At 63.1% G+C, this 24872-nt stretch carries 23 protein-coding genes; 18 read left to right on the top strand and 5 right to left on the bottom strand.

The genetic code is table 11. The features are described 5' to 3' along the window. Positions 1-59: 59 nt before the first annotated feature. Genes motA through ACSQ3E_RS04405 form a run of 6 tightly spaced genes read left to right on the top strand, consistent with a single transcriptional unit; the run spans position 60 to position 4955 of the window. Complete coding sequence (motA, locus tag ACSQ3E_RS04430) at positions 60-935, top strand: flagellar motor stator protein MotA (RefSeq protein WP_067958601.1); 876 nt, start codon at positions 60-62, stop codon at positions 933-935. 36 nt (positions 936-971) lie between these two features. Continuing rightward, on the top strand, positions 972-1904 hold the full coding sequence (locus ACSQ3E_RS04425) for a FliM/FliN family flagellar motor switch protein (protein ID WP_436121759.1): 933 nt from the start codon (positions 972-974) through the stop codon (positions 1902-1904). Between the two features lie 45 nt (positions 1905-1949). Continuing rightward, on the top strand, positions 1950-2354 hold the full coding sequence (gene fliN / locus ACSQ3E_RS04420) for a flagellar motor switch protein FliN (protein ID WP_310322163.1): 405 nt from the start codon (positions 1950-1952) through the stop codon (positions 2352-2354). A 44-nt stretch (positions 2355-2398) separates the two neighbouring features. Continuing rightward, positions 2399-3412 (top strand): flagellar motor switch protein FliG, encoded by a 1014-nt coding sequence (locus ACSQ3E_RS04415; RefSeq protein WP_310322161.1) that lies wholly within the window; start codon positions 2399-2401, stop codon positions 3410-3412. A 26-nt stretch (positions 3413-3438) separates the two neighbouring features. Beyond that, on the top strand, positions 3439-4515 hold the full coding sequence (gene flhB / locus ACSQ3E_RS04410) for a flagellar biosynthesis protein FlhB (RefSeq protein ID WP_310322159.1): 1077 nt from the start codon (positions 3439-3441) through the stop codon (positions 4513-4515). Next, on the top strand, positions 4512-4955 hold the full coding sequence (locus ACSQ3E_RS04405; RefSeq protein ID WP_436121758.1) for a hypothetical protein: 444 nt from the start codon (positions 4512-4514) through the stop codon (positions 4953-4955). Before flhB ends, ACSQ3E_RS04405 begins: the two co-directional genes overlap by 4 nt. 34 nt (positions 4956-4989) lie before the next feature. Here ACSQ3E_RS04405 and ACSQ3E_RS04400 read toward each other — a convergent pair whose 3' ends face one another. Together ACSQ3E_RS04400 and ACSQ3E_RS04395 are read right to left on the bottom strand one after the other, a co-directional pair. Next, positions 4990-5745, bottom strand: coding sequence for a helix-turn-helix transcriptional regulator (locus tag ACSQ3E_RS04400; protein WP_436121757.1), 756 nt, complete (start codon positions 5743-5745; stop codon positions 4990-4992). Continuing rightward, positions 5742-6443 (bottom strand): helix-turn-helix transcriptional regulator, encoded by a 702-nt coding sequence (locus ACSQ3E_RS04395; protein ID WP_310322152.1) that lies wholly within the window; start codon positions 6441-6443, stop codon positions 5742-5744. The genes ACSQ3E_RS04400 and ACSQ3E_RS04395 overlap by 4 nt, the downstream gene beginning before the upstream one ends. Before the next feature lie 413 nt (positions 6444-6856). On the opposite strand from ACSQ3E_RS04395, the gene ACSQ3E_RS04390 reads away from it, so the two are divergent. Further along, entirely contained in the window at positions 6857-8044 is a 1188-nt protein-coding gene (locus ACSQ3E_RS04390; protein WP_436121756.1) for a TMEM43 family protein, read from the top strand. 92 nt (positions 8045-8136) lie between these two features. On the opposite strand, the gene ACSQ3E_RS04385 is transcribed toward ACSQ3E_RS04390, so the two are convergent. Both ACSQ3E_RS04385 and ACSQ3E_RS04380 read right to left on the bottom strand, forming a co-directional pair. Further along, complete coding sequence (locus tag ACSQ3E_RS04385; RefSeq protein WP_436121755.1) at positions 8137-9168, bottom strand: histone deacetylase family protein; 1032 nt, start codon at positions 9166-9168, stop codon at positions 8137-8139. Positions 9169-9185: 17 nt separating this feature from the next. Beyond that, on the bottom strand, positions 9186-9839 hold the full coding sequence (locus tag ACSQ3E_RS04380) for a TetR/AcrR family transcriptional regulator (protein ID WP_436121754.1): 654 nt from the start codon (positions 9837-9839) through the stop codon (positions 9186-9188). 260 nt (positions 9840-10099) lie between these two features. On the opposite strand from ACSQ3E_RS04380, the gene ACSQ3E_RS04375 reads away from it, so the two are divergent. From ACSQ3E_RS04375 to ACSQ3E_RS04340, 8 genes are all read left to right on the top strand, one after another. Next, positions 10100-11776 carry an amidohydrolase gene (locus tag ACSQ3E_RS04375; protein WP_436121753.1) on the top strand — a complete coding sequence of 559 codons (1677 nt, stop codon included), beginning with the start codon at positions 10100-10102 and terminating at the stop codon, positions 11774-11776. A gap of 125 nt (positions 11777-11901) precedes the next feature. After that, on the top strand, positions 11902-12996 hold the full coding sequence (locus tag ACSQ3E_RS04370) for an ABC transporter ATP-binding protein (RefSeq protein ID WP_436121752.1): 1095 nt from the start codon (positions 11902-11904) through the stop codon (positions 12994-12996). A gap of 3 nt (positions 12997-12999) precedes the next feature. Further along, complete coding sequence (locus tag ACSQ3E_RS04365; RefSeq protein ID WP_436121751.1) at positions 13000-13920, top strand: ABC transporter permease; 921 nt, start codon at positions 13000-13002, stop codon at positions 13918-13920. Further along, entirely contained in the window at positions 13913-14713 is an 801-nt protein-coding gene (locus tag ACSQ3E_RS04360) for an ABC transporter permease (RefSeq protein WP_436121750.1), read from the top strand. The genes ACSQ3E_RS04365 and ACSQ3E_RS04360 overlap by 8 nt, the downstream gene beginning before the upstream one ends. 17 nt (positions 14714-14730) lie before the next feature. Beyond that, entirely contained in the window at positions 14731-15765 is a 1035-nt protein-coding gene (locus ACSQ3E_RS04355; RefSeq protein ID WP_436121749.1) for an ABC transporter substrate-binding protein, read from the top strand. Positions 15766-15877: 112 nt separating this feature from the next. Further along, entirely contained in the window at positions 15878-16912 is a 1035-nt protein-coding gene (locus tag ACSQ3E_RS04350) for an extracellular solute-binding protein (RefSeq protein ID WP_436121748.1), read from the top strand. A 65-nt stretch (positions 16913-16977) separates the two neighbouring features. After that, complete coding sequence (locus ACSQ3E_RS04345) at positions 16978-18174, top strand: serine hydrolase domain-containing protein (RefSeq protein WP_436121747.1); 1197 nt, start codon at positions 16978-16980, stop codon at positions 18172-18174. 28 nt (positions 18175-18202) lie between these two features. Next, positions 18203-19381, top strand: a complete 1179-nt coding sequence (locus ACSQ3E_RS04340; protein ID WP_436121746.1) for a serine hydrolase domain-containing protein — start codon at positions 18203-18205, stop codon at positions 19379-19381. A gap of 107 nt (positions 19382-19488) precedes the next feature. On the opposite strand, the gene ACSQ3E_RS04335 is transcribed toward ACSQ3E_RS04340, so the two are convergent. Then, positions 19489-20475: a LysR family transcriptional regulator gene (locus tag ACSQ3E_RS04335; RefSeq protein WP_436121745.1), complete on the bottom strand. Its 987-nt coding sequence runs from the start codon at positions 20473-20475 to the stop codon at positions 19489-19491. Between the two features lie 337 nt (positions 20476-20812). Between ACSQ3E_RS04335 and chvE the strand changes: the two genes are divergently transcribed. The 3 genes from chvE (at position 20813) to mmsB (ending at position 24806) form a co-directional block, all read left to right on the top strand. After that, complete coding sequence (gene chvE / locus ACSQ3E_RS04330) at positions 20813-21829, top strand: multiple monosaccharide ABC transporter substrate-binding protein (RefSeq protein WP_436121973.1); 1017 nt, start codon at positions 20813-20815, stop codon at positions 21827-21829. A 227-nt stretch (positions 21830-22056) separates the two neighbouring features. Continuing rightward, a complete protein-coding gene (gene mmsA / locus ACSQ3E_RS04325; RefSeq protein WP_436121744.1) occupies positions 22057-23595 on the top strand; it encodes a multiple monosaccharide ABC transporter ATP-binding protein in 1539 nt (512 codons plus the stop codon). Further along, positions 23592-24806 (top strand): multiple monosaccharide ABC transporter permease, encoded by a 1215-nt coding sequence (gene mmsB / locus ACSQ3E_RS04320; RefSeq protein WP_310322116.1) that lies wholly within the window; start codon positions 23592-23594, stop codon positions 24804-24806. Before mmsA ends, mmsB begins: the two co-directional genes overlap by 4 nt. The last annotated feature ends 66 nt before the right edge of the window (positions 24807-24872 follow it).

The following is a 24872-nucleotide window of genomic DNA, read 5'->3' as shown; positions in this document are numbered from 1 at the left end:
ACAAGGCACGGCCGCTATCTGTGCCTGTATGTTGCTTTGAATGTGCGGAAGGACCTGCTGTGGGCATTCTGATCGGACTCGTCGTGACGCTGGGCTGTGTGCTCGGCGGTTTCATGGCGATGGGTGGACACCTGGACGTCCTGATGCAGCCTTGGGAGCTTGTCATCATCGGCGGTGCAGCCCTCGGTACATTCCTGGTCGCCAACCCGATGGCCACGGTCAAGGATACCGGCAAGGCGATCGTCGAAGCGCTGAAGCAGGCGGTGCCGAAAGAGCAGGACTATCTCGAGACGCTGGGCGTGCTGCATTCGCTGATGCGCGAGCTGCGCACCAAGACCCGCTCCGAGGTCGAGGCGCATATCGACAACCCCGATGACTCGCCGATCTTCCAGGCCTATCCGCTGGTGTTGAAGAACTACGACCTGACGCATTTCATCTGCGACTATTGCCGCATCATCATCATCGGCAATGCCCGCTCGCACGAGATCGAGGCGCTGATGGACGAAGAAATCCAGACCATCCGCGCCGACAAGCTCAAGTCCTATCACGCGCTGATCGCCGTCGGTGACGGCCTGCCGGCTCTGGGCATCGTTGCTGCGGTGCTCGGCGTCGTCAAGGCGATGGGCGCGCTCGACCAGTCTCCCGAAATCCTCGGCGGCCTGATCGGTGCCGCACTCGTCGGCACCTTCCTCGGCATCTTCTTGTCCTATGCCGTGGTCGCGCCGATCGCTACCAAGATCAAGACGGTGCGCGAGAAGAAGAACCGCCTCTACATCGTCGTCAAGCAGACGCTGCTTGCCTACATGAACGGCTCGCTGCCGCAGGTTGCGATCGAATTCGGCCGCAAGACGATCTCGTCTTATGATCGTCCGTCGATCGATTCGGTGGAGCAGAGCACGCTGAATACGGCCATCGTCGAAAAGAAGGCCGCCTGAGCCAATGCGGGACGCTGACAAAGGGCATCGCAAGTCATGAATACCACCGCAAGCCCAGCGGAACCGCGGGATGTCGTCATCGAGCGCCTGCTGGGCGATACAGGCGAACCGGAGAAGGTGCTTGCCGCTGCGCGCCGCCTGGCTGAGCGCGCGGCGACCTCAGTCGCCGAAGCCATCAACCAGGCGCTGCCGACGTCTGTCTTCGTCGAAGTCGGCGAGGTCAAGCTCGGTCGCATGACGGATGCCAAGGCAGGCAAGGGCAACCAGGCGATGACCGTCGCCCCGACCCGGCTTTCGCCCGATGGCCTGGTGATGACGTTCGATCCGCAGGCGATCGCCATCCTGGTCAACCTGATGTTCGGCGGCGAGCCCAGCCGCGACATCGCCCCGATCGACCGCGATCTGTCGTCGATCGAACTCAGTGTTGTCTCATTGCTGATCCAGGACGTGGCGCGTGCGATGAATTCGCAAGGCCCGGACGGTGGGCTCGGCGTTAAGTTGCCGGCGCCCGAAGCGATCACTGGCGCGACAATGAAGAAGCATGTGTTTCGCGACGGACCTTCGGCACGCATCGTGCTGACGGTCTCGACGACGGCTTCGCGCGGCACGCTGACGCTGACGCTGCCGCAGCGCGTGCTGGTGTCGGATCGCCGCCCGGCCGAGGTCGAGACGAGTGCAGCGCCCACCACCGAATGGCGCTCGCGCTTCTCCGACGAGCTGATGCGCTCGACCGTGAAGCTGGAAGCCTCGATGCCGATCGGGCGGATGACGCTTGGCGAGCTGACAGGGCTCGAGGTTGGGCAGGTCATCGAGCTCGCCGAGAACACCCAGTCCAACGCGATCATCGCTGCCCGCGGCAAGACATTGTTTGCCTGCGAGTTCGGCAAGCTTGGCCAGAATTACACAGTACGCATCCGGCGTCCGTTCGACTCTACCGAAGAAACAATTGAAGGGATCGTCGCGGGTTGAGCGCTGCCTGGCAGCCACCGCGAACGACAGAACTGGAGAACACCGATGAGCAAGGCGCAGTCCAAGCCCGACGTCGAAAAGCCCGAGATCGAAGAAGTCGAGGACGATCAGCTCAACCGTGCCATCGAAGAATTGCGCGGCGTCCTGAGCGAAGAGGAAAAGCGCCCGAGCGCGGGCAGCGCCTCTGCTGCGGCCGGCAACAACAGCGTGATCTTTGGCATTCCGGTCGAGGTCCAGATCGTGCTCGGCAGCACCGAAATGCCGGTCTCCGAACTGATGGCGCTGCAGAAGGGCTCGACGGTTGCCCTGGACCGCCGCATCGGCGAACCCGTCGATGTCGTGGTCAACGGCAGGCGTATCGCGCGCGGCGAAATCACGGTACTTGAAAGCGATCCGTCGCGCTTCGGCATCCGTCTCACTGAAATCGTAGCGGCGACGAAGAGCGCCTGAGGACTGTTGACCTTGCTTACCCTTGCTTCCAGAGAGGCCTCCGCATGACCACGTCGCTGGCGTCGCTGACGCGGCCACAGAAGGCTGCGGCTATTTTGGTGGCAATGGGCAAGCCCTCGGCCAGCCGTCTGCTGAAGTTCTTCAAGCAAGAGGAGCTCAAGGCGCTTATCGAAGGTGCGCGGCTGCTGCGCACCATCCCGCAGGCCGATCTCGAACGGATCGTCGCCGAGTTCGAGGCCGAGTTCACTGAAGGTGCCGGCCTGCTCGACTCGGCCGACAAGATGGACACGATCCTCAACGAGTCGCTGTCGCCGGAAGAAATGAACGCGCTGATGGGCAATGGCGAGCCCCTGGCGATCAAGGACAACCTGCCGCCGGTGTGGCCGCAGGTCGAACGGCTCGAAGCAACACAGATTGGCACTTTCCTCGCCAACGAACATCCGCAGACTGCGGCGATGATCCTGTCCAACCTGGCGCCGACCTATGCGGCGCGGGTGGTGCTGTCGATGGAAAAGCCGGCACGCAGCGAGATCATCAAGCGCATGATGGAGCTGGCCAACGTGCCGGAAGCCGCGACCAAGCTGGTCGAACAGCAGCTGCGCAACCACGTGCTGACCGAAAGCGCCCAGAAGGATACCTCGGTCGGCCAGACGCGCGTCGCCAGCGTACTCAACGAACTGGACAAGTCGCAGCTCGAAGAGGTGATGAGCGACCTCCGGGAAGTCGGCATGGCCGATCTCGATGCCATTCGCGCCCGCCTGTTCTCCTTCGAGGACATTCCATCGATGGCGCAGAAGGCGCGTGTGGCGCTGTTCGACGGGCTGTCGACCGAGCTCATCACCATGGCGCTCCGCGGTACGGCCCTGCCGCTGGCCGAGGCCGTACTGTCGTCGATCAGCGCACGTTCGCGCCGCATGATCGAATCCGAGCTAAGCCAGGGGTCGGAAGGCATCCAGCCGGCCGACATCCTGCGCGCCCGCAAGACCATCGCTTCAACCGCCTTGCGCATGTCAAGCGAGGGCCTCCTCGAATTGCCATCCGCGCAAGACGCCGCCTGATCTTTCCCGACGCGGTCTGCTGAACAATGTCGGACGAGGATAAAGACTCCAAAACAGAAGAGCCGACAGAGAAGAAAATCCGCGACACGATGGAGAAGGGCAAGCTGCCTGTCTCCAAGGAAGTCGCGATCTTCACCTCGTTCCTGGCGATTATGGTCTATGCCGTGTTCTTCGCCAGTTCGTCTGTCGCCGAACTTGGCGTCTTCCTGGCGAACTTTCTCGAAAAGCCCGAAGCTTGGCCGCTCGGCACCGAGCGCGACGTCATCGAACTCTACCAGGCGGTGGCGGTCGAGATCGGCCGCGCGGTGGCCAGCCTGTTCCTGATGTTGATCGTCGCCGGTGTCGGCGCATCGCTGATCCAGAACGTGCCGCAGTTCGTCGGCGAGCGCATTCGCCCGCAGGCCGAGCGGATCTCGCTGACCAAGGGCTGGAAGCGCATGTTTGGCGCACAGGGCCTGGTCGAATTCCTGAAGTCGCTGGGCAAGCTCGGCTTCGTCATGATCGTGCTCTACTTCGTCCTGTCGGACGATCATCGCCGGCTGCTGGCCGGCATGATCACCAATCCGGTCGCCTTTGGCGACGTCATCCGCAGCATCACCGTCGACATCCTGGTGGCGATCGTCTTCGTCATGGGGGTGATCGGCGTCGCCGACATCGTGTGGTCGCGCTTCCACTGGTTCCAGGAACAGCGCATGACCAAGCAGGAGGTCAAGGACGAGATGAAGCAGTCGGAAGGCGATCCGATCGTCAAGGCCCGCCTGCGCTCGATCGCCCGCGACCGCGCCCGCCAGCGCATGATGACGGCGGTGCCCCAGGCGACGCTGGTGATCGCCAACCCGACCCACTTTGCCATCGCGCTACGCTACGTCCGCGACCAGGATGCGGCACCCGTCGTGCTCGCCAAGGGGCAGGACCTGGTGGCGCTGAAGATCCGCGAAATCGCCGAACAGAACGGCATTCCGGTATTCGAGGACGTGGCTCTCGCTCGCTCCATGTACAAGCAAGTTTCGGTGGATAGTGTCATTCCATCACAGTTCTACCAGGCCGTCGCCGAACTGGTGCGGATCGTTTACGGAAACAAGGCTCAGCGCAATCCGTCATGAAAAATCAGCAGTACGCTTCGACCCGTGAAGTACTTGTTGCAACGGCGATCCAGCCGGTGGTGCGCGAATTGCGCCTCGTCGACCTGGCCGACTACATCGCCTTCATCAGGCTCGAGCATTTCGCCAACGTGGCCGATCTGGTCGATTCAGCGGCGGAGCTCTATTTCATGCCGGGCGCGCTGCGCCTCGGGCTGGGCGGCGAGGCGCATGTCAGCTGGACGGGCGCTCCGCGGATCGTTCTCGATCTCGAGCTCAGGCCGGAAGGGGCGGTGGTCTATTTCCAGCTGTCGATGACGGCGACCAATGCGTCGGTGGAAGTCCACTACGTCTCGTTCGAGAAGCCGGATCCGGAGCCCGAAAAGAACACCGAATATCTCGCCGCCGCGATCCAGCAGGCGATGATCAGGCGGACAGAGGCACCGCAGGCCGAAGCGGCCTAGGATTCAGGCGACCCGACCTGAGGCTCAATACAGCTTAGTCGATCAGACCCAGCCGTAGCGCCTTGGCGACCGCGTGCATGCGGTTGACGGCGTTGAGCTTCTGCGTCGTCTGGGTGAGGTACTGGTTGGCAGTGTGCACCGAAAGCTTGAGCAGCTTGGCGATCTCTTCGCTGGTGTAGCCGCGCGAGGTCAGCTTCAGGCACTCGATCTCGCGGCGCGACATCGACGGCAGGTCGCGCGACTGGGTCGAGACAATGCGCGACACCGCGTCGAACAGCGCAAAGCAGCGGCCATGCAGGTCGTGCAGCGTCTGCGGGTTGGGTGAAAGCTCCGGGCCGCCGAAGATGAAAAGGCCGACCTGGCCACGATCGGTATAGACCGGGAATGCGATACCGCGGCCGCTCTGCGCAAGCGGTTCGATGCGGCTGGTCCAGGTGAGCGCCGAAAAGGTCTGCAAGGCGTCTGTGTCATCGGCCCACCAGCATGGCGCCGTCGACTGGCGTGCATGGCGCATCAGGTGTTCGCCGATGCCGCCGCCAAGCAGGCGGGCAGCCGACATGGTGCCGGGATAGTCGGAATCAAAGCATGGCGTCAGCCGGCCGGTGTCGGCGGATGGGCCTGCCAGGCACAACGCGAAATCGCGAGCGCCGAGATCGACAGAAATCCAACGGCAGCGCCTGGCGGCGTCGGCAAGCGTTACGGCGTGCAGGCCGACCGGGTGAGGAGCGGACGGAGCATCCTGTTCGCAATCGGCTGCACGGCTCAGCTGCTTTGCCTGGGCGTAGCTCAAATGATGCCGCTCCTGATTGCGGTCGCAATCGCCATGGCGCGATTGGAAGCCGACAGTTTCTGGATTGCGTGGGTGATGTAGCTGTTGACGGTGTTGGACGAAACGCCAAGGATCAGCGCCACCTCGTCGGTGGTCTTGCCTTCGGAAACCCAGAACAGGCATTCGCGCTCGCGGTCCGACAGCGGATCCTGCATCGTCGCTGCGGCCAGCACGCTGGGAGCCTGTGATAGCGCATAACAGCATTCGAGCTGGGTGCGTGGCATGACGTTCGGGTCGATGCGGCCAGCCTCGGCCGCCGAGAACAGGACGAACAGGCGCTGGCGACCGACATGCAGGCGAAGCGCGAAGATTTCGGCATGGCCGAGCACGTCGAGCAGGCGGGCTTCCTCGCCGCCTAGGATGGCGGGCGCCTGGGAGGCCAGCAGGCTCTGGGGGCGTGCGCCCGGCGCGCTGGCGAACGGACCCTGGGCGAGGCCGGCGATCAGCGCATGGCCGGCGAGCTGGATGGCGTCGTAGATCCAGTTCGAGGCGATGATCTGGAGATTGTCGCGCTCCTGATCCTGGGCGATGGCGACCAGCATATAGCCGTCGGCGCCGATCTCGTCGGTCAGGTTCATGAAAAAGGCGGTGAGATCGCTTCTGGATGCGAGCCTTGCTGCGACGGTGGTCTGTTCGTTGCGAGCGGCGAGGGCGGTCATTTCAGAAACTTCTGCCGGAATCCATAAGGGTACCTGGTTCGGGCGGCGCCCGAACCGGTCGAAAAACTCGTGACTATGACGCTAGAAACGCGACGCGGACGCCTGAGGCATCCATCGGCCGAATCCGTGCGGGTCGCGCGAAACCTGACGCGCTCTCAACCGAGGAAAAATCCCGGTATTTCAGAGAGTTGGTGGCTCGCCGCGCCCCCCGAGGACCGGCTGATTCGGGTTCAATTTAACCCCTCGCGAATCGCTCCGCAAACAGAATTGACAAAAAGTTAATTCAGAGTCCTTCGACAGACTCAAGGCAGCCGGAAACCCTGCGGAAACCTTCGGGAAAGCTTCGCGAGAATCGCCATTGATCGCTCGGCCCATTCGGCTTAACGCTGCGTCGCCTGGGGCAGGGGAGTGTGATGAGCGATCAGTTTCGTGAAGTGACAAGCGTGTCGTGGTTCGGGCGCATCAGGCGTTCGGTCGGCGGCGTGCTGGTCGGGCTCGTCCTCGTCCTTGCCATGATCGCCGTGCTGTTCTGGAACGAGGGCCGGGCAGTGACCACCGCGCGCTCGCTGGCCGAGGGCGCCGGCGCCGTGGTGTCGGTGCCCGTCGACAAGATCGACGCCGCCAACGAGGGCGAGCTGGTGCACACCACCGGTCCGGTGACGACAGCGGACGAGGTCAGCGATCCGGACTTCGCCATCGAGGCCAAGGGCGTGCGCCTGGTGCGCACCGTCGAGATGTTCCAGTGGGTGGAGAATTCCAAGTCGGAGACCAACACCAAGCTGGGCGGCGGCGAGGAAACTGTCACCACCTACAACTACGCCAAGGAATGGCAGGACCGACCGATCGACTCGGCCGAGTTCAAGCAGCCGGCCAACCACCAGAACCCATCAATGGCGCTCGGCTCGCGTACGTTCCAGATCCATGAGGGCAAGCTCGGGGCGTTCACGCTCGACGAACCGGTGTTCGACCGCATTGGCGACAGCAATCCGCTGACCATCACGCCGAGCCAGCTGCCGGACATTGCCGCCGCCTATCCCGGCACCGAGCGCGTCAATGTAGTCGACGGGCGCATCTATCTCGGCGCCAACCCGACATCGCCTGCCATCGGCGACTACCGCATTGAATACCGGCTGGTGCCACTCGGCGACATCAGTGTCATCGGCCGCCAGACGGGCGAGCGGTTCGCGCCCTACCAGACGGTCGCCGGCGACGAGCTGCTGCTTGTCGACAGCGGCAGGGTGGCTGCCGAAAAGATGTTCGCCGACGCGGTCAGCGCCAACACCATCATCACCTGGCTGGTGCGTGCCGGCTGCCTGCTGCTGCTGGCGATCGGCTTCGGGCTGCTGCTGGCACCGCTCGGCGTGATTGCCGATGTTATCCCGTTCGTTGGCTCTATCGTGCGCATGGGTACCGGGCTCGTCGCCTTCGTGCTGGCGCTGCTGGTCGGCACGGCGACGATCGCGGTCGCCTGGTTCTGGTACCGGCCGCTGTTGGCGATAGGCATCGCCGTCAGCGGGCTAGCGGTCGCTTACCTGCTGACGAGATTCGGACGGAAGAAGGCTGCCGCGCCGGCGGCTGCGGGAACGGTTTCGGCGCAGTAATTTGAGAATGGCTGGGCAGCGTTAGCGCTGCCCCTCATCTGCCCCTTCGGGGCACCTTCTCCCCGCGAGCGGGGAGAAGGAAGTGCTGAGGACTATCGTCCCTCGAAGCCGGTCAGAACACCGACAGCGTTGACGCCGATCTCGTCGACGGCGTAGCCGCCTTCCATGACGAATAATGTCGGCAAGCCGAGCTTGGCGATGCGGGCGCCGATCTTCGGATAATCGGCGCTGGTCAGCTTGAAGTGGCTGATCGGATCCTTCTCGAAGGTGTCGACGCCGAGCGAGACAACAACCACGTCTGGCGCATAGGCGGCGAGCTTCTGGCAAGCATCCTCGAGCGCGTCGTTCCACTTCTCCCACGAGGTGCCGAAGGGCATCGGGTAGTTGAGGTTGAAGCCTTCGCCTTCGCCGGCACCGCGTTCGTCGGCATGACCGAGGAAGAACGGATACTCGGTCAGCGGATCGCCGTGCAGGTTGATGACCTGGATGTCGGGGCGGTCGTAGAAGATTTCCTGCGTGCCGTTGCCATGGTGGTAGTCGACGTCGAGAACGGCAATGCGCTTGGCGCCCTGGTCGCGGAACCATTGCGCTGCGGCGGCGGCATTGTTGATGAAGCAGTAGCCGCCCATGAAGGCGGCACCGGCATGGTGGCCCGGCGGACGGCAGAGCGCGAAGGCAGCGCGTTCGCCAGCCTTGATGAGCTCGGCCGCGGTCAGCGCGACGTCATAGGACGACTTGATGGCATCCCAGGTGCCTTTCACGAAGCTCGCGCCGCCGTCGAAGGAATAGTAGCCGAGCAGTGCTTCGATGGTCTTGGGGCGCACGTCGCCGCGCAGGCCGCGTGTCGGCCAGGCAAACGGGATGGCCGAGCCGGTCTTCCCTGCGGCTTCCCATTGCGGCCAGACGGTCGGCAGGAAGTCGATGTAGTCAGCCGCGTGCACGCGTTTGGCGGCGGTCAGATCGTGCACCTCGGGAGCAAGGATTTCGCCCAGCTTCTGGTTTTCGATCCGCGCCTTGATGATCTCGGCCCGCGAGGGTTTTTCGAAGCCGGGCACGATGGCGCCGGCGACAAGCTCCATCTGGCCGCTGTGGCCGGCGTGGAGCGGCGAAAAGACTGTCTTCATGAAAATCCTTCCTGGTTCTAGTTGAGGTCGAGATAGGGGTCGACGAGGGCAAGCCACATGGTCTTGACGTCGTCCTGAATGAGATCGAAGGCCCTGCGGTCGCGCTTCAGCCCGACGAGGCGGCAGACGTGGCCAACTTCCATCATCACCACGCCGAGCCGGCTGGCGATGCCGTCCTCAAGGGCCGGGTTCACATGCTGCAGCCAGGCGGCATAAAGCGCGATGATCTGGTCATCGTACTCGTTCTGGATCGGCCTGAGGTCCGGGTTGCCGGTGATGGCCTCGATGACAGGCATCAGCGTGGCGTTGTCGAGATAGAGCCGGGAGGTGTCGACGAAAAGCTTGTCCACCTCCTGCTGGAATTCGTCGCGATTTGTCGGGCGGGGAGCGGCGATGCGCTTTGCGATGACCTCGGGAAAGGCGCCGAGCCAGCGCCGGGCGAGGTCGAGCAGGATGGCTTCCTTGTTGGGGAAGTACTGATAGACCGAACCGACCGACAGGCCGGCGCGCTGGGCTATGGCAAGCGTCGTCGGCGTCTTGGTTCCCTGTTCCCTGGTCAGGATCAGGGCGGCGTCGAGAATCCTGTCGACAACCTTGCTCGACCGTTCCTGACGCGGCTGCTTGCGCGGGCTAAGCGCCGTCGTGGCCTTCTTGGTGAGACTGCTCTTCACGGACTGAACTTCTCGCTCCCTGCTCGTTTGCCAGCATACACGAGAGGCGTCCTCCACAACGCATCCCCGGGGAAACCCGCATATTGACAAACGCGAATAATTAGTCGCATTTTTTCTCGACGCTGTCTTTAGGGAAACAAGAGGAATTCCTTGGGACAGCGAACCGGCCTCAGCCTGCTGTCTGGTTGCGCCACTCCTTGGGAAGGGGCAGCTGGTGCGGGTGTGGACGGGTCTCAGTCAGTCAAGTGCGCGGAGTCGCGATGTCTGTCCAAACGGTTCGCAATGCCGATCTGATCGTCATCAACGGCCGCGTGCTGACCATGGACTCGACCCGGCCTGCTGCCGAAGCGGTGGCCGTCACGGATGGCCTGATCGCAGCTGTCGGCGACAATGCCACCATCGAAGCACTGCGCGGCCCCGACACCAAGATCATCGACGCGCGCGGCGGCTCGGTGGTTCCGGGCTTCATCGAAGCGCATATGCACCTTTTCTCCGGCGCTGCCGAATTGGCGCATTTGCAGCTTGCTGGCGTGCACGGTTTCGAGGCATTGCGCGAGGCAGTGCTGGCGTATGCGGCTGAACGTCCGAACCAGCGCATGCTGGTCGGCCAGGGTGCCGACTACACCATCCTGGGCAGCGAGCGCGTGACGCGGCATCACCTCGACGCCATCCTGCCCGACCGGGCATTCATCATGGCGGCACCGGACCATCACACCTATTGGGCCAACACCAAGGCGCTCGAGATGGCCGACGTGCTGCGCGGGCGGGAACTCACGCCCGGCAACGAGATCGTCATGGGCGCCGACGGCCTGGCCGAAGGCGAGTTGCGCGAGAACGAGGCGTTCAACCCGGTGCTCAAGCTTGCCGGCGAGGAGCGCGTGCGACTCGGCCTGTCGACCGGCGGCGAGCCCGACCCGATGCCCGATGCCGAGGAGCGCGCCGGCGACCGCGGCATCATGCGCCGTGGCCTCGACTGGTGCGCGCGCCACGGCATCACGTCTGTCCAGAACATGGACGGCAATTTCTACCAGCTTGAGCTTCTGTCGGAAGTCCAGGCCGAGGGCGACCTGATCTGCCGGGTGCAGATCCCGTTCCACTACAAGAATTTCATGACGCTCGACGCGCTGAACAAGGCATCCACGATGGCCGAGCGCTATGACGACGACTGGCTGTCGTCGGGCCTGGTCAAGATGTTCTACGACGGCGTGCTGGACTCCTGGACGGCCGTGATGATCGAGCCTTATGCCGATCGTCCGGACTGGGTCGGCGAGCCGCTGTTTTCGCCCGAAGAGTTCAAGCGCATCGCCGTCGAGATCGACCGGCGCGGCCTGCAGATTGCCGTGCATTCGATCGGCGACGGCGCGACGCGCGCCGTGCTCGACGGCTACGAAGCCGCCGCTCAGACCAATGGCAAGCGTGACAGCCGCCACCGGGTCGAGCATGTCGAGCTGACCACCGCCAGCGACATCCAGCGCTTCGTCGATCTAGGCGTCATTGCCTCGATGCAGCCTCCACACCCGCCGGGCGCAATGAGCTTTCCGCTCGAGCCGACGGTGTCGCGCATCGGCCGCGAGCGCTGGCCTTATGCCTATCCGACCCGGACGTTGATCGAGGCCGGTGCGCATGTGGTGTTTGCCTCCGACTGGCCGGTGGCGCCGATCGATCCGATTGAGGGCATGCAGGCGGCGATGCTGCGCAAGCCATGGGCGGACGACATGCCCGACCAGAGCGTTTCGCTGCACCAGGCGCTGGCCGGCTACACCGTCGAAGGCGCTTATGCCGAGTTCAAGGAAGACCGGAAAGGCCAGCTGAAGCCGGGCTATTTCGGCGATCTGGTGGTGCTTTCTGCCGACATCGAGGCAACAGATCCGGCCGTGCTGCTCGAGGTGCGGCCGGTGACGACCATCTGCGGGGGGCGGGTGACCTACCAGGCGTGAGCCGCATGGCAAGCGCCTGGCGACATGACTGCGAGCCGTTGTTGCCAAGCCTGACGGCGTGTGGTGACAATTGAACGGGGAAAAAAGTTCCACTGTGAAGGTGGGCGAAACAATGGGGCGTCTGCGTGCCGGATACACCGGGTAAGAATGCGATCGAGGTTCGTGGGGTTCGTAAAGTATTCGGGACGGGGGAGGCGCAGGTCGCAGCGCTCGATACCGTTTCGGTTTCGATCAGGGAAAACGAGTTCTTCACGTTGCTTGGACCTTCCGGCTGCGGCAAGACCACGCTGCTTCGCCTGATCGCCGGCTTCGATTTCCCGTCGGAAGGTGAAATCCTGCTCTATGGCAGCGATATCGCGCCGCTGCCGCCGTTCAAGCGGCCGGTCAACACGGTGTTCCAGTCCTACGCCTTGTTCCCGCACATGACGGTGGCCGAGAACATCGGCTTCGGGCTCGAAATGCTGGGTAAGCCGCGCGCCGAGATCGACGCGCGCGTCGCCGAGATGCTGAAGCTGGTGCGCATGGAAAAGCTCGCAAAGCGCCGCACCAGCCAGATCTCCGGCGGCCAGCAGCAGCGCGTGGCGCTCGCCCGCGCACTCGCGCCGCAGCCCAAGGTGCTGCTGCTCGACGAGCCGCTGTCGGCCCTCGACTACAAGCTGCGCAAGGAAATGCAGATCGAGCTCAAGCGACTGCAGCACGAGACCGGCATCACCTTCATCTTCGTCACCCACGACCAGGAAGAAGCACTGACCATGTCGGACCGCATCGCGGTTATGTCGTCGGGCAAGATTCTGCAGGTCGGCTCGGCGCGCGACATCTACGACCGGCCGGCGGTGCGCTTCGTCGCCGACTTCATCGGCGAGACCAACTTCCTCGACGCCAGCATCGACAGCATCGATGGCGGCAAGGCCAAGGTGACGCTGAAGTCGGGGGCGACGATTTCGGCGACCGTGGCCGATGGCTTCAAGCCCGACGGCGACGCCACTGTCGTCATCCGGCCCGAGCATGCCAAGGCGGTGAAGGGCAAAGGCGACATTTCCGGCGTGGTCGAGAACGTCGTCTATTTCGGCACCGACACGCATGTGCATGTGAAGCTGGATGACGGTGAGAGCTTCACCGTGCGCCTGCAGAATACGCGCGGCGCGATGGTGGAATTCGAGCGCGGCGAGCGCGTCGGCATCGTCCTCGGCGACGATGCGGCCCAGATCCTGAAGGACTGAGCCATGGCAACCGCAGCCGAAATCGAAAAACAGGCAGAGGCTCGGGAGATCAGGAACCGCTGGTATCTCTCGGCGCCGGCGCTGATCATCATCCTCCTGGCCGCATCCGGCCCGTTGCTGATCGTGCTCCTTTACTCGTTCCTGACGCCCGGGCCTTATGGCGACGTTCAGTGGAAATTCTCGACCGAAGGCTGGGTCTCGGTCTTCCTCGAACGCGACATCTTCGACGACACGCTGTCCTTTGCCAGCGCGCACCTCACCATCTTCTGGCGTTCGCTGAAGCTCGCCATCATGGCGACGGTGGCCACGCTGATCTTCGGCTTCCCGACCGCCTATTTCATCGCCACACGGCCGGAGCGGACACGCGACATCTGGCTGTTCCTGATCACCATTCCGTTCTGGACCAACCTTCTGATCCGCACCTTTGCCGTACTGCAGGTGATCCGCAACGAAGGCCTGATCAACACCGCGCTGATCAATCTCGGCATTGTCGATCAGCCGATCCAGATGCTTTACACCGACTTCGCCATCATGGTCGGCATGGTCTATGTCTACCTGCCGCTGATGGTGCTGCCGCTTTATGCCAGCATGGAGAAGCTCGACTTCCGCCTCGTCGAGGCCGGCTACGACCTCTACGCCACGCGCTGGCAGGTGCTGAAGCGCATCATCTTCCCGCTGGTCAGGCCCGGCGTCGTCGCCGGCTCGATCCTGGTGTTCATCCCCGCCATCGGCGCCTATGTGACGCCGAGCGTGCTGGGTGGCGGCAAGAACATGATGTTCGCCAACCTGATCGAGCTGCAGTTCGGGCAGGGGCGCAACTGGCCGCTGGGGGCAGCACTTTCGATCACCGTCATGGCGATCGTGATGGTGGCGCTGCTGGTCTATGTCCGCAACACCTCGGGCTCGGAGGTGCGTCATGGCTAAGCGCTTCTCGATCAGGCATCAGACCGGCTTCACGACCATCGCCTGCGCCTGTTTCGCACTGCTCTACCTGCCGATCGCGGTACTGGTGGTCTACGCCTTCAACGAGTCGAGCTCGGTGTCCGATTGGGGTGGCTTCTCGCTGCGCTGGTTCGTCGCCGCCTGGTCCAACGTACAGGTGATCGACGCGTCGCTGCGTTCGCTGCAGATCGCTTCGTCGGCGGCTATCATCGCCACCATCGCGGCGACCATGGCGGCGTTGGCAACGACGCGGACGCGGGCTTATCGCGGGCTGACGTTCAAATATGCCTTCATCAACCAGCCGCTGATGGTGCCGGAAATCGTCACCGGCGTGGCGCTGCTGATCTTCTTCGCGCAGATCAAGATCGCCAGCGGCTACAACGGCCTGGGCTACCTGATCGCAGCGCATACGGCGTTCTGCATTCCCTTTGCCTACCTGCCAATCCGGGCGCGGCTCGAGAATATGGACCTGACGCTCGAACGCGCCGCGGCCGATCTATATGCCACTCCGTGGAAGGCGTTCCGCCGTGTGACGCTGCCGTTGCTATGGCCGGGCATCATCGCCGGCCTGATGCTCGCCTTCGTCATCTCGCTCGACGACGTTGTCATCACCGAGTTCGTCAAGTCGGGCGGGCAGGACACGTTGCCAACCTACATGCTGGGGCAGATTCGCCGCGGCATCACGCCGGAGGTCAATGCGATTTCGACCGTCTTCCTGCTCTTGTCGGTCGTCATCGTCACGCTGTTCTTCTTCTTGAGCAGGAAACGGGATTAATCAACGGGAGTGAAATGATGAACCTGAAATCCATGTCGATGGCGGTCGGCGTCGCGCTGCTGGCATCGACCAGCCTCGCCTCGGCCGAAGGCGCGCTGAACATCTACAACTGGGGCAACTACATCAGCCCCGACATGATCAAGAAGTTCGAGGAGAAGTTCAGCGTCAAGGTCACCGTGACCGACTACGACTCGAACGACACCGCACTTGCCAAGGTGCGCCAGGGCGGCCACGGCTTCGACGTCGCCATGCCGTCGCAGACCTATGTGCCGATCTGGATCAGTGAAGGGCTGGTGCTCGAGACCAATCCCGGCGGCATGGAGAATTTCAAGAACGTGGCGCCCGAATGGGCCAATCCGGCCTTCGATCCGGGCCGCAAGTACACCGTGCCGTGGGCCTGGGGCACCGTCGGCGTCGTCGTCAACACCGACGTCTACAAGGGCGACATCAATACCTGGAAGATCGTCTTCGACACGCCTGACGAGCTGAAGGGTAAGGTCAACGTCGTTCCTGAAATGAATGACGTCATGCATGCCGCGATCAAGTATGTCGGTGGCGAGCAGTGCACCGGCGACAAGGAAGTGCTGAAGAAGGTGCGCGACGTGCTCGTGGCGGCCAAGCCGAATTGGATCGCCATGGAATACAACACCATCGAGAAGATGGGCGCCGGCGACTTCAAGGCAACCAGCGACTGGAACGGCTCGGCGCTGCGCCAGCGCCTGAAGAACCCGGCGATCCACTACGGCTATCCGGTCGAGGGCTTCCAGTACTGGTCCGACAACGTCGTGGTGCTGAAGGAAGCCAAGAACGTCGAGAATGCCAAGCTGTTCCAGAACTTCATGATGGATCCGGAAAACGCGGCGATGAACTCGGCCTTCCACCGCTATGCCAACGGCATCGCCGGTTCGGAGAAGTTCATGCCGGCCGACATGACTTCGGCTCCTGAGGTCGTTGTGCCGGAGGAGTTCAAGAAGAACGGCGAGATCCTGCAGACCTGCGCGCCTGAAGTGACCGCACTCTACACCAAGATCTGGACCGAACTGCAGAAGTAAGCTTCTGCGCTAACCATTGCGGCCGGGGTCGACGAAAATCGATCCCGGCTGTCACCAGCGTCTCATCTGCCGCTGGCAGAAAACATTACATGAAATGAAAAGGAGCTCTGCCATGAACTCGAGATTGTCCGCGGCCACCGCGGCCCTGGCGCTGCTGGCCGCAACTGGCCTAGCCCGTGCCGAAGGCCAGCTCAACATCTACAACTGGGGCAACTACACCAATCCCGAGGTCATCAAGAAGTTCGAGGAAAAGTACAAGGTCAAGGTGACGATCACCGACTACGACTCGAACGACACCGCACTCGCCAAGGTGCGCCAGGGCGGCAGTGGCTTCGACATCGCCATGCCCTCGCAGACGCACCTGCCGATCTGGATCAAGGAAGGCCTGCTGCTCGAGACCAACCCGGGCGGCATGGAAAATGCCAAGAACATCGCGCCCGAATGGGCCGACCCGGAATTCGACCCCGGCCGCAAGTATTCGGTGCCGTGGGCCTGGGGCACCTTTGGTGTCGTGGTCAACACCAACACCTACAAGGGCGACATCAACAGCTGGAAGATCCTCTTCGAAACGCCTGACGAGCTGAAGGGCAAGGTCAACGTCGTTCCCGAGATGAAGGACGTGATCACGGCTGCCGTCCGCTATGTCGGCGGTGAGCAGTGCACGACCGACAAGGAAGTACTGAAGAAGGCGCGCGACCTGCTGGTGGCGGCCAAGCCGAACTGGGTTGCCATGGAATTTGGCGCCATCGACAAGATGAAGGCCGGCGACTTCATGGCTTCCAGCACCTGGAACGGAGCTGGCCTGCGCATCCGGCTGGCACGTCCTGAAATCCACTACGGCTATCCGAAGGAGGGCTTCACCTACTGGAGCGACAACGCCGTCGTGCTCAAGGACGCCAAGAACGTCGAGAACGCCAAGCTGTTCCAGAACTTCATCATGGATCCGCAAATCGCGGGCGAGCTTTCGGCCTTCCACCGCTATGCCAACGGCATCGCCGGCTCGGATGCGTTCATGCCCGCCGATATGAAGGATGCGCCGGAGATCGTCGTTCCGGAGGCCAGCAAGCCGCATGGTACTATGGCGCTGATGTGCTCGGCGGAGGCGGACGCGATCTACACCAAGATCTGGACCGACCTGCAGAAGTAAACTTTGACAGCGGGGTCCGGCGCACGCGCCGGGCCCTATCGCGCCCAACGCGTGAGGAAGATGCCATGAGTTCCTACCGCAACAGCGATGTGCCACCCCCCATCATGCAGGGCTCGCCACCAGCGATGCCGGTGCCGAAGGCTGAGTGGGACATGCCGCCATGGAACCGCTGGGCGTTCCAGCATGTGCGCGAGATCGTGCCGACGGCGGAGGTGTGGCGCGGCGAGGGGCCGGTGCGCGCATTGCCGCGCCTGAAGACGAATCTCGACGGGCTTGATGTCGTGGACAGCGAGGGCAAGCCGACGACGTTGTCGGGCCTGCTCGACGAGACCTACACCGACGGTTTCCTTGTGCTCAAGGACGGCAAGATCGCCTATGAGCGCTATTTCAACTGCATGACGGCGCGCACGCCGCATCTGTCGCAGTCGGTGGCGAAATCGGTGACGGGAGCGACGTTCGGCATCCTCGCCGGGCGCGGCATCGTCGACCCGAAAAAGCTGGTGACCGATTACCTGCCGGAACTGGCGACGACCGGCTGGAAGGGAGCGACAGTCCAGCAGGTGCTCGACATGACCACGGGCGTTCGCTTCAGCGAAGCCTATACCGATCTCTATTCGGATATCGGCCAGGTCGATGTCGCCGGCGGCTGGAAGCCGGTCCCCGCTGACACCGACCCCGACTTCCACTGGCCGCAGCATATGTTCGAGCTGATCCAGCGCCTGACCGAAACGACGCGGCCGCATGGCGCTGCCTTCGAGTACCGCTCGATTGAAACAGACGTGCTTGCCTTCATCATGGAACGGGCGACCGGCAAGCGGCTGCCGCAGCTGGTGTCGGAAGAGTTGTGGCAGAAGATCGGCGCCGAAGAGAGCGCCCATTTCACCGTCGACAGCGCCGGCTACGCCATTGCCGACGGAGGCTTCAACGCGACGCTGCGCGACTATGCCCGCTTCGGCCAGACGATTCTTGAAAACGGCGCCGGCATCGTGCCGGCCGACTGGATCGCCGAGACGCGCCGAGGCACGCACGGTCCGAACTTCAGCACCTCGATGCCGGAGGCCAGCTACCGCAACCAGTTCTGGATCGAGAATCCGCGCTCGCGGGCGCTGATGTGCCGCGGCGTGTTCGGGCAACTGATCCACATCGACTGGGACACAAGGATGGTGACGGTGAAACTGTCGACCTGGCCCGACTTCACCTCGGTGCCCTATTCAGTGGCGACCCTGAAGGCCGTGCACGCGATATCAGCCGCACTCGCCTGACCGGAACATACAGCAGCAAGGACATATCATGACGTCATCAAACGCCTTCGAGCAGGCATTCGGTTTTGCGCGCAAGGACGTGACGCTCGGCAATTGGCGCGAGCAGCCGTTCAACCGCTGGGCTTTCCAGAATGTCGGCGAGATGGTGCGCAGCGCGCGGATCCCGGCCGGCGAGGGCAAGGTCGAGAGCGCGCCCGTCGAGCTCGGCGGGCTTTTGGCGGAAACGGTTGCGATCAATGGCCGAAACGAGACGGTGGTTGGCTTCCTCGAGCGCTCGTCGACGGACGCACTTGCGGTGATGAAGAAAGGGCGCTTCGTCGGCGACTGGTTCGCGCCTGCGATGCGGCCCGAGGCGCGGCACATCATTTTCTCGATCTCGAAGTCGCTGACGGCGATCCTTGCCGGCGCGCTCGAAGGCGAGGGCAAGCTCGACCCGGACGCGCCGGTGACCGACTACGTGCCCGAGGCTGCCGGCTCGGTCTATGCCAGCGCCACCGTGCGGCACGTGCTCGACATGACCGTCAGCCTCGATTTCGAGGAGGCCTATCTCGATCCCGAAAGCCTGTTCGCGCGCTATCGCCGCGCCACGATGTGGAACCCTGGCGGCGGGTCGGAGACATTGCGCGAGTTCCTCGTCTCCCTGCAACAGCTGGACGAGCCGCACGGAAAAACCTTCCGCTACCGTTCGCCCAACTCCGACCTGCTCGGCATCATCGTCGAACGCGCCTCGGGCCAGCGTTATGCCGATCTGATGTCGGAGAAGCTGTGGCAGCCGTTGGGCGCGGTGCGCGACGGTTTCGTCAGCGTCGATGCGGAAGGCTCGGCACGCGCGGCCGGCGGCGTGTCGGTCGCAGTGCGCGACCTTGCGCGCGTCGGCGAGATGATGCGGCAGGGCGGTGTCGGCGAAGGCGGGCGGATCGTGCCGCAGGCCTGGGTCGAGGACACCATCCATGGCGGCGACGCCGAAGCCTGGCAGCGCGGCACGATGACCAACCTGTTCGCGCATGGGCGCTATCGCAACAAGTGGTACCAGAGCGCCAACGCTGCCCAAGCCTATTGCGGCATCGGCATTCACGGCCAGTGGCTCTACATCGACCCCAAGGCCGAGGTGGTGATCTCCAAGATGTCGTCGCAGGCGCTGCCGGTCGACGATCCGCTCGACCTCGACAATGTGGCGTTCTTCGAGGCGATCTGCGCCAGGATTTGAGGGCGTCGGGCTTTCGAGTTCGGCCGAATACCCCCCCCCCGTCACGGCTTCGCCGTGCCACCTCTCCCCCACTTTGTGGGGGCGAGGAACCCAGTTCTGTCGGGTTGCTACGCGATCTCGCGCAGGATGTGGTCGTGCAGCAACTGTGCCGTCGGCGATAGCGTGCGGCCGCGCACGGTGATCAGGCTGTAGGGCTGGACGTTTATCTCGAAGGCGATCGGCAGGATCTCGATGGTGCCGTCCAAGCCGCTCTTGGCGTTGACGAAGTTGGCGACATCCGTGGCTATGGGGGCGATGGCGTCCGACTGCGCCACCATCACCAGCGTCAATAGCAGCGAGCTGGTGTTGAGAATGCGGTCGGGCATGCGGACGTTGCGGCTCATGAAGATGCCCTGCACAGTCTGGCGCAGCAGCGAGCCGCCGGGCTGGAACACCCAGTCGAATTCGGCGAGGCGTTCGAGCGGCACAGTGCCGGACCCGGCCAATGGATGGCCGCGGCGGACGATGAGGCAGGCTTTCTCGATCCCGATGATGCGGCTTTCGAACAGGCGCGGGTCGAGATCGTCGGGGACGCGGGCAACGATGAAATCGTGGCGCGAGGCCAGAAGTTCGCGCGCCAGGACGGCACTTGTCTCGATCTGCACGCTGATCTCGATGCGCGGGTAGCGCTCGCGGATCTTGCGGATGGCGGGCACCGCAAGTTCGATTGCCGGTGCGGTCACAGCACCCATGGCGACCGAGCCGCCCTTGCCGGATTTGAGGTCGGATATCTCGCGGTCGACCTGCTGCATCTCAAGCAGGATGGCGCGGCCACGGCGGGCAAGGGCGGCACCGTACGGCGTGAGCCGGATGCCGCGCGGCAGCCTCTCGCAGACCTGGACACCGAGAATGTCCTCGATCTCGGAGATCATGCGTGAGGCGGCCGGCTGGGAGATGTTCATGACCTGGGCCGCAGCACTGATCTGGCCGTGATCCTCCAGCGCCACCACCATGCGCATATGGCGCAGCTTGAGGCCGCTGCGCAGCAGGGTCTCGTTGTCGTTGATGCGCAGGCTGGAGCCGCTCACCCTGGCGTCATTCCGGATCTCGACCATCGCGTCTCTCCTCCCGCGCAGCCTTGGAAATTGGCTCTAAGCATATCAGAAATGATATGCCGTGCAGCCGATTTTGCATTTGACTGTTATGCCACATTCCCTGACGTTGAGGCCGTCGCGAGTTCGATGTTTGCCAGCCGGGCGCTGGAGCATCGAGCGGAGGAAACGCAGGGCTCGCGTCCTTTTGGGAGGAATACGCATAATCTGGCTTTGCCGCGCCGTTCATGGCGGGGCCACGCGCGAGCGCTTGCGTCCGCGCGACGGCACTTCACAAGGGAGAGAGAAGGTGAAGATCATCAAGACGTTCGTAGCCGCCCTCGCGGTCGGCCTCGCCGCCATGTCCTATCAGGCCCACGCCCAGGACAAGGGGACGATCGGCATCGCCATGCCGACCAAGTCGTCGCTGCGCTGGATCAATGACGGCGACGCGCTCAAGGCGGCTCTGGAAGCCAAGGGCTACACCATCGACATGCAGTATGCCGAGGACGATATCCCGAACCAGCTCGCCCAGATCGAGAACATGGTGACCAAGGATGCCAAGGCGCTGATCATCGCATCGATCGACGGTACCACGCTGTCGGCGGTGCTGCAGCAGGCTGCCGACAAGGGCGTCAAGGTCATCGCCTATGACCGTCTGATCCGCGACAGCGGCAATGTCGACTATTACACCACCTTCGACAATTTCAAGGTCGGCGTGCTGCAGGCAGACTCGCTGCTCAAGGGCCTCGGCTATCCCGACAAGCCGGGTCCGTTCAACATCGAGCTGTTCGGCGGTTCGCCCGACGACAACAACGCCTTCTTCTTCTACGACGGCGCCATGTCGGTGCTGCAGCCGCTGATCGACAAGGGCACGCTGGTGGTCAAGTCGGGCCAGATGGGGATGGAAAAGGTCGGCACGCTGCGCTGGGATGCGGCGGTGGCGCAGGCCCGCATGGACAACATCCTGTCGGCCAATTACTCCGACGGCAGCCGCGTCGATGCGGTGCTCGCACCCTATGACGGCCTGTCGCGCGGCATCATCTCGTCGCTCCGCGGCGTCGGCTACGGCACTGCCGAACAGCCATGGCCCATCATCTCCGGCCAGGACGCGGAAGTGCCTTCGGTCAAGGCGATGATTGCCGGCGAGCAGTATTCGACCGTGTTCAAGGACACCCGCGAACTGGCCAAGGTCACCGCGAACCTTGTCGATGCGGCGCTCTCCGGCGGCAAGCCCGAGATCAACGACGAGAAGACCTACAACAACGGCGTCAAGGTGGTTCCGTCCTACCTGCTGGTGCCGGTGTCGGTGGTCAAGGACGACATCCAGAAGGTCCTGGTCGACTCCGGCTACATCAAGGCCGACGAGATCAAGTAAGCCTCCCGCCTTGTCGCTCTCCGTCTCATGGCGGGGAGCGGTTCAAGGCACCGGACGCCCCCTTGAGGGGGCTTCCGGCATCAACGCCGAAGGCAGCCAATGCCGGACGCGGGCGTGCGCCGAGACGCATGCAAGAGGGGGTGGAGCTCCGTTCCAAAGAGAGTACGCTACCTCCGTTTTCGGGTCATTTTCCCGGACGGGCGGGGCGCCACTTCGAGCGAGGGACCATGAGTGACGACATCATTCTGGAAATGCGCGACATCACCAAGACTTTCCCGGGCGTCAAGGCGCTCGAGAACGTCAATCTCAAGGTGAGGCGCGGCGACATTCACGCCATCTGCGGCGAGAATGGCGCCGGCAAGTCGACGCTGATGAAGGTCCTCTCGGGTGTCTATCCGTTCGGCAGCTATTCCGGCGACATCCGCTACGAAGGCCAGGAATGCCGCTTCAACGGCATCCACGATTCCGAAAAGCGCGGCATCGTCATCATCCACCAGGAGCTTGCGCTGGTGCCTATGCTGTCGATCGCCGAAAACATGTTCTTGGGCAACGAACAGGCGACCAACGGCATCATCAACTGGGACAAGGTGCGCCGCCGCGCCGCCGAGTTGTTGAAGAAGGTTGGCCTGCGCGAGGACCCCGACACGCTGATCACCAACATCGGCACGGGCAAGCAGCAACTGGTGGAAATCGCCAAGGCGCTTGCCAAGGACGTCCGGCTGCTGATCCTCGACGAGCCGACGGCTTCGTTGTCGGAGAAGGACAGTCAGTCGCTGCTCGACCTGCTCGTCGAGTTCAAGGCGCAAGGCATGACCTCGATCATGATTTCGCACAAGCTCAACGAGATCAAGCGCATCGCCGACCAGATCACCATCATCCGCGACGGCCAGTCGATCGAAACGATGGACAAGGCAGACATCACCGAGGACCGCATCGTCACCTCGATGGTCGGCCGCAGCCTCGAGAACCGCTATCCGCACCGCGAACCAAACATCGGCGAGACCATCTTCGAGGTGAAGAACTGGTCGGTCCATCACCCGCTGCATCCGGAGCGGCAGATCATCAAGAACGTCAACCTGTCGGTGCGCAAGGGCGAGGTCGTCGGCATCGCCGGGCTGATGGGAGCCGGGCGTACCGAGTTCGCGATGAGCGTCTTCGGCCGGTCCTACGGCACCAACATCTCGGGCGAGGTGCTGCTGCACGGCAAGCCGGCGGACACCTCTTCGGTGGGCAAGGCGGTCAAGGCAGGCCTCGCCTATGCCACCGAGGACCGCAAGGTCTACGGGCTCAACCTGATCGACCACATCAAGCACAATGTGACCGTCGCCAACCTGCTGGCCGTGTCGTCGCGGTCGGGTGTCATCGACGACAATGCCGAGATCCGGGCCGCCAACGAATATCGCAAGAAGACGAACATCCGCTCGTCCAGCGTCTACCAGATCACCGGCAATCTTTCCGGCGGCAACCAGCAGAAGGTGGTGCTGTCGAAGTGGCTGTTTGCCAATCCGGACGTGCTGATCCTCGACGAGCCGACGCGCGGCATCGATGTCGGGGCCAAGTATGAAATCTACACGATCATCAACAAGCTCGCCGACGAGGGCAAAGGCATATTGGTGATCTCGTCGGAAATGCCGGAGCTGCTCGGCATCTGCGACCGCATCTATGTGCTCAACGAGGGACGCATCGTCGGCGAGATGAACGCCAGCGAGGCGAGCCAGGAAAAGATCATGCGGGCGATCGTCCGCGGCGAGGAGAAAGCAGCATGAGCACGGAGACAGCTGCCCCGACTGTCAGTTCCGCCAAGGCGACGGCGCAGGATGCGATCAAGGCCAACCTGCGCGAATACGGGCTGGTGCTGGCGCTTATCGCCATCATGATCTTCTTCCAGTTCACCACCAACGGCGTGCTGTTCAAGCCGGTCAACCTGACCAACCTGATCCTGCAGAACTCCTACATCATTGTCATGGCGCTTGGCATGCTGCTGGTCATCGTCGCCGGGCACATCGATCTGTCAGTCGGCTCGGTGGCCGGCTTCATCGGGGCGGTGGCAGCCGTGCTGATGGTCGATTTCGGCTTCAATCCGTTTCTTGCCGGACTGATATGCATATGCGTCGGCGCCGTCATTGGTGGTGTGCAGGGCTACTTCATCGCCTACATGAAAATCCCGTCCTTCATCGTCACGCTGGCCGGCATGCTGGTGTTCAAGGGACTGGCACTGTGGCTGCTCGGCGGCCGCTCGGTCGGCCCGTTCCAGCCGGAATTCCAGATGCTGTCAGCGGGCTTCATCCCCGACCCGATCGGCCCGTGGACCATCGGTGGGGTCAAGCTGCATGCGACCACAATCGTCATCGCCCTGTTGATCGTGGCGGGAATGCTCTACGCGGCGCTGAAAAGCCGGCGCAACCGCGAGAGCCACGGCTATGACGCCGAGCCCTTCGGCTTCTTCGTGCTGAAGAACGTCGTCATGGCAGGCATTGTGCTCTTCCTGCTCTACATGTTGGCCTCCTATCGCGGCCTGCCCAACGTGCTTGTCGTGATGGGCGTGCTCATCGCCGTGTTCGTCTTCGTAACCAAGCGCATGACCTTTGGCCGGCGCATCTATGCGATGGGTGGCAACGTCAAGGCGGCCGCACTCTCGGGCATCCACACCGAGCGGCTGACATTCTACATCTTCGCCATCATGGGCGCGTTGGCAGCCCTTGCCGGACTGATCTTCGCCGCCCGCCTCAACATGGCGACGCCCAAGGCCGGTGCCGGCATGGAGCTCGACGTCATTGCCGCGGTGTTCATCGGTGGTGCTTCGGCGCTGGGTGGCGTCGGCCAGGTGGCAGGTGCCGTCATCGGCGCCTTCATCATGGGCGTGATGAACAACGGCATGTCGATCATGGGCATCAACATCGACTGGCAGCAGGTGATCAAGGGCCTGGTGCTGCTCGGCGCTGTCGCCTTCGACCTCTACAACAAGAAGAAGGCCTAGGCCGCGGGGGAGCGACCGGCTGCGGCGCCTGGAGGAGTGGGCCCGCAATCTCGAAGACAACAAGCA

Source organism: Aminobacter sp. LjRoot7 (genome assembly GCF_964252895.1).
Classification (GTDB): Bacteria; Pseudomonadota; Alphaproteobacteria; order Rhizobiales; family Rhizobiaceae; genus Aminobacter; species Aminobacter aminovorans_B.
The sequence above is the reverse complement of the archived record's forward strand: the minus strand, read 5'-3'. Positions and strand labels throughout refer to the sequence as shown.

Coding starts and splice junctions, on each gene's coding strand:
- ACSQ3E_RS04425 (WP_436121759.1), top strand. CDS start 972: ATGAATACCACCGCAAGCCCAGCGGAACCGCGGGATGTCGTCATCGAG.
- fliN (WP_310322163.1), top strand. CDS start 1,950: ATGAGCAAGGCGCAGTCCAAGCCCGACGTCGAAAAGCCCGAGATCGAA.
- ACSQ3E_RS04415 (WP_310322161.1), top strand. CDS start 2,399: ATGACCACGTCGCTGGCGTCGCTGACGCGGCCACAGAAGGCTGCGGCT.
- flhB (WP_310322159.1), top strand. CDS start 3,439: ATGTCGGACGAGGATAAAGACTCCAAAACAGAAGAGCCGACAGAGAAG.
- ACSQ3E_RS04405 (WP_436121758.1), top strand. CDS start 4,512: ATGAAAAATCAGCAGTACGCTTCGACCCGTGAAGTACTTGTTGCAACG.
- ACSQ3E_RS04395 (WP_310322152.1), bottom strand. CDS start 6,443: ATGACCGCCCTCGCCGCTCGCAACGAACAGACCACCGTCGCAGCAAGG.
- ACSQ3E_RS04390 (WP_436121756.1), top strand. CDS start 6,857: ATGAGCGATCAGTTTCGTGAAGTGACAAGCGTGTCGTGGTTCGGGCGC.
- ACSQ3E_RS04385 (WP_436121755.1), bottom strand. CDS start 9,168: ATGAAGACAGTCTTTTCGCCGCTCCACGCCGGCCACAGCGGCCAGATG.
- ACSQ3E_RS04375 (WP_436121753.1), top strand. CDS start 10,100: ATGTCTGTCCAAACGGTTCGCAATGCCGATCTGATCGTCATCAACGGC.
- ACSQ3E_RS04365 (WP_436121751.1), top strand. CDS start 13,000: ATGGCAACCGCAGCCGAAATCGAAAAACAGGCAGAGGCTCGGGAGATC.
- ACSQ3E_RS04360 (WP_436121750.1), top strand. CDS start 13,913: ATGGCTAAGCGCTTCTCGATCAGGCATCAGACCGGCTTCACGACCATC.
- ACSQ3E_RS04355 (WP_436121749.1), top strand. CDS start 14,731: ATGAACCTGAAATCCATGTCGATGGCGGTCGGCGTCGCGCTGCTGGCA.
- ACSQ3E_RS04350 (WP_436121748.1), top strand. CDS start 15,878: ATGAACTCGAGATTGTCCGCGGCCACCGCGGCCCTGGCGCTGCTGGCC.
- ACSQ3E_RS04345 (WP_436121747.1), top strand. CDS start 16,978: ATGAGTTCCTACCGCAACAGCGATGTGCCACCCCCCATCATGCAGGGC.
- ACSQ3E_RS04340 (WP_436121746.1), top strand. CDS start 18,203: ATGACGTCATCAAACGCCTTCGAGCAGGCATTCGGTTTTGCGCGCAAG.
- ACSQ3E_RS04335 (WP_436121745.1), bottom strand. CDS start 20,475: ATGGTCGAGATCCGGAATGACGCCAGGGTGAGCGGCTCCAGCCTGCGC.
- chvE (WP_436121973.1), top strand. CDS start 20,813: ATGTCCTATCAGGCCCACGCCCAGGACAAGGGGACGATCGGCATCGCC.
- mmsA (WP_436121744.1), top strand. CDS start 22,057: ATGAGTGACGACATCATTCTGGAAATGCGCGACATCACCAAGACTTTC.
- mmsB (WP_310322116.1), top strand. CDS start 23,592: ATGAGCACGGAGACAGCTGCCCCGACTGTCAGTTCCGCCAAGGCGACG.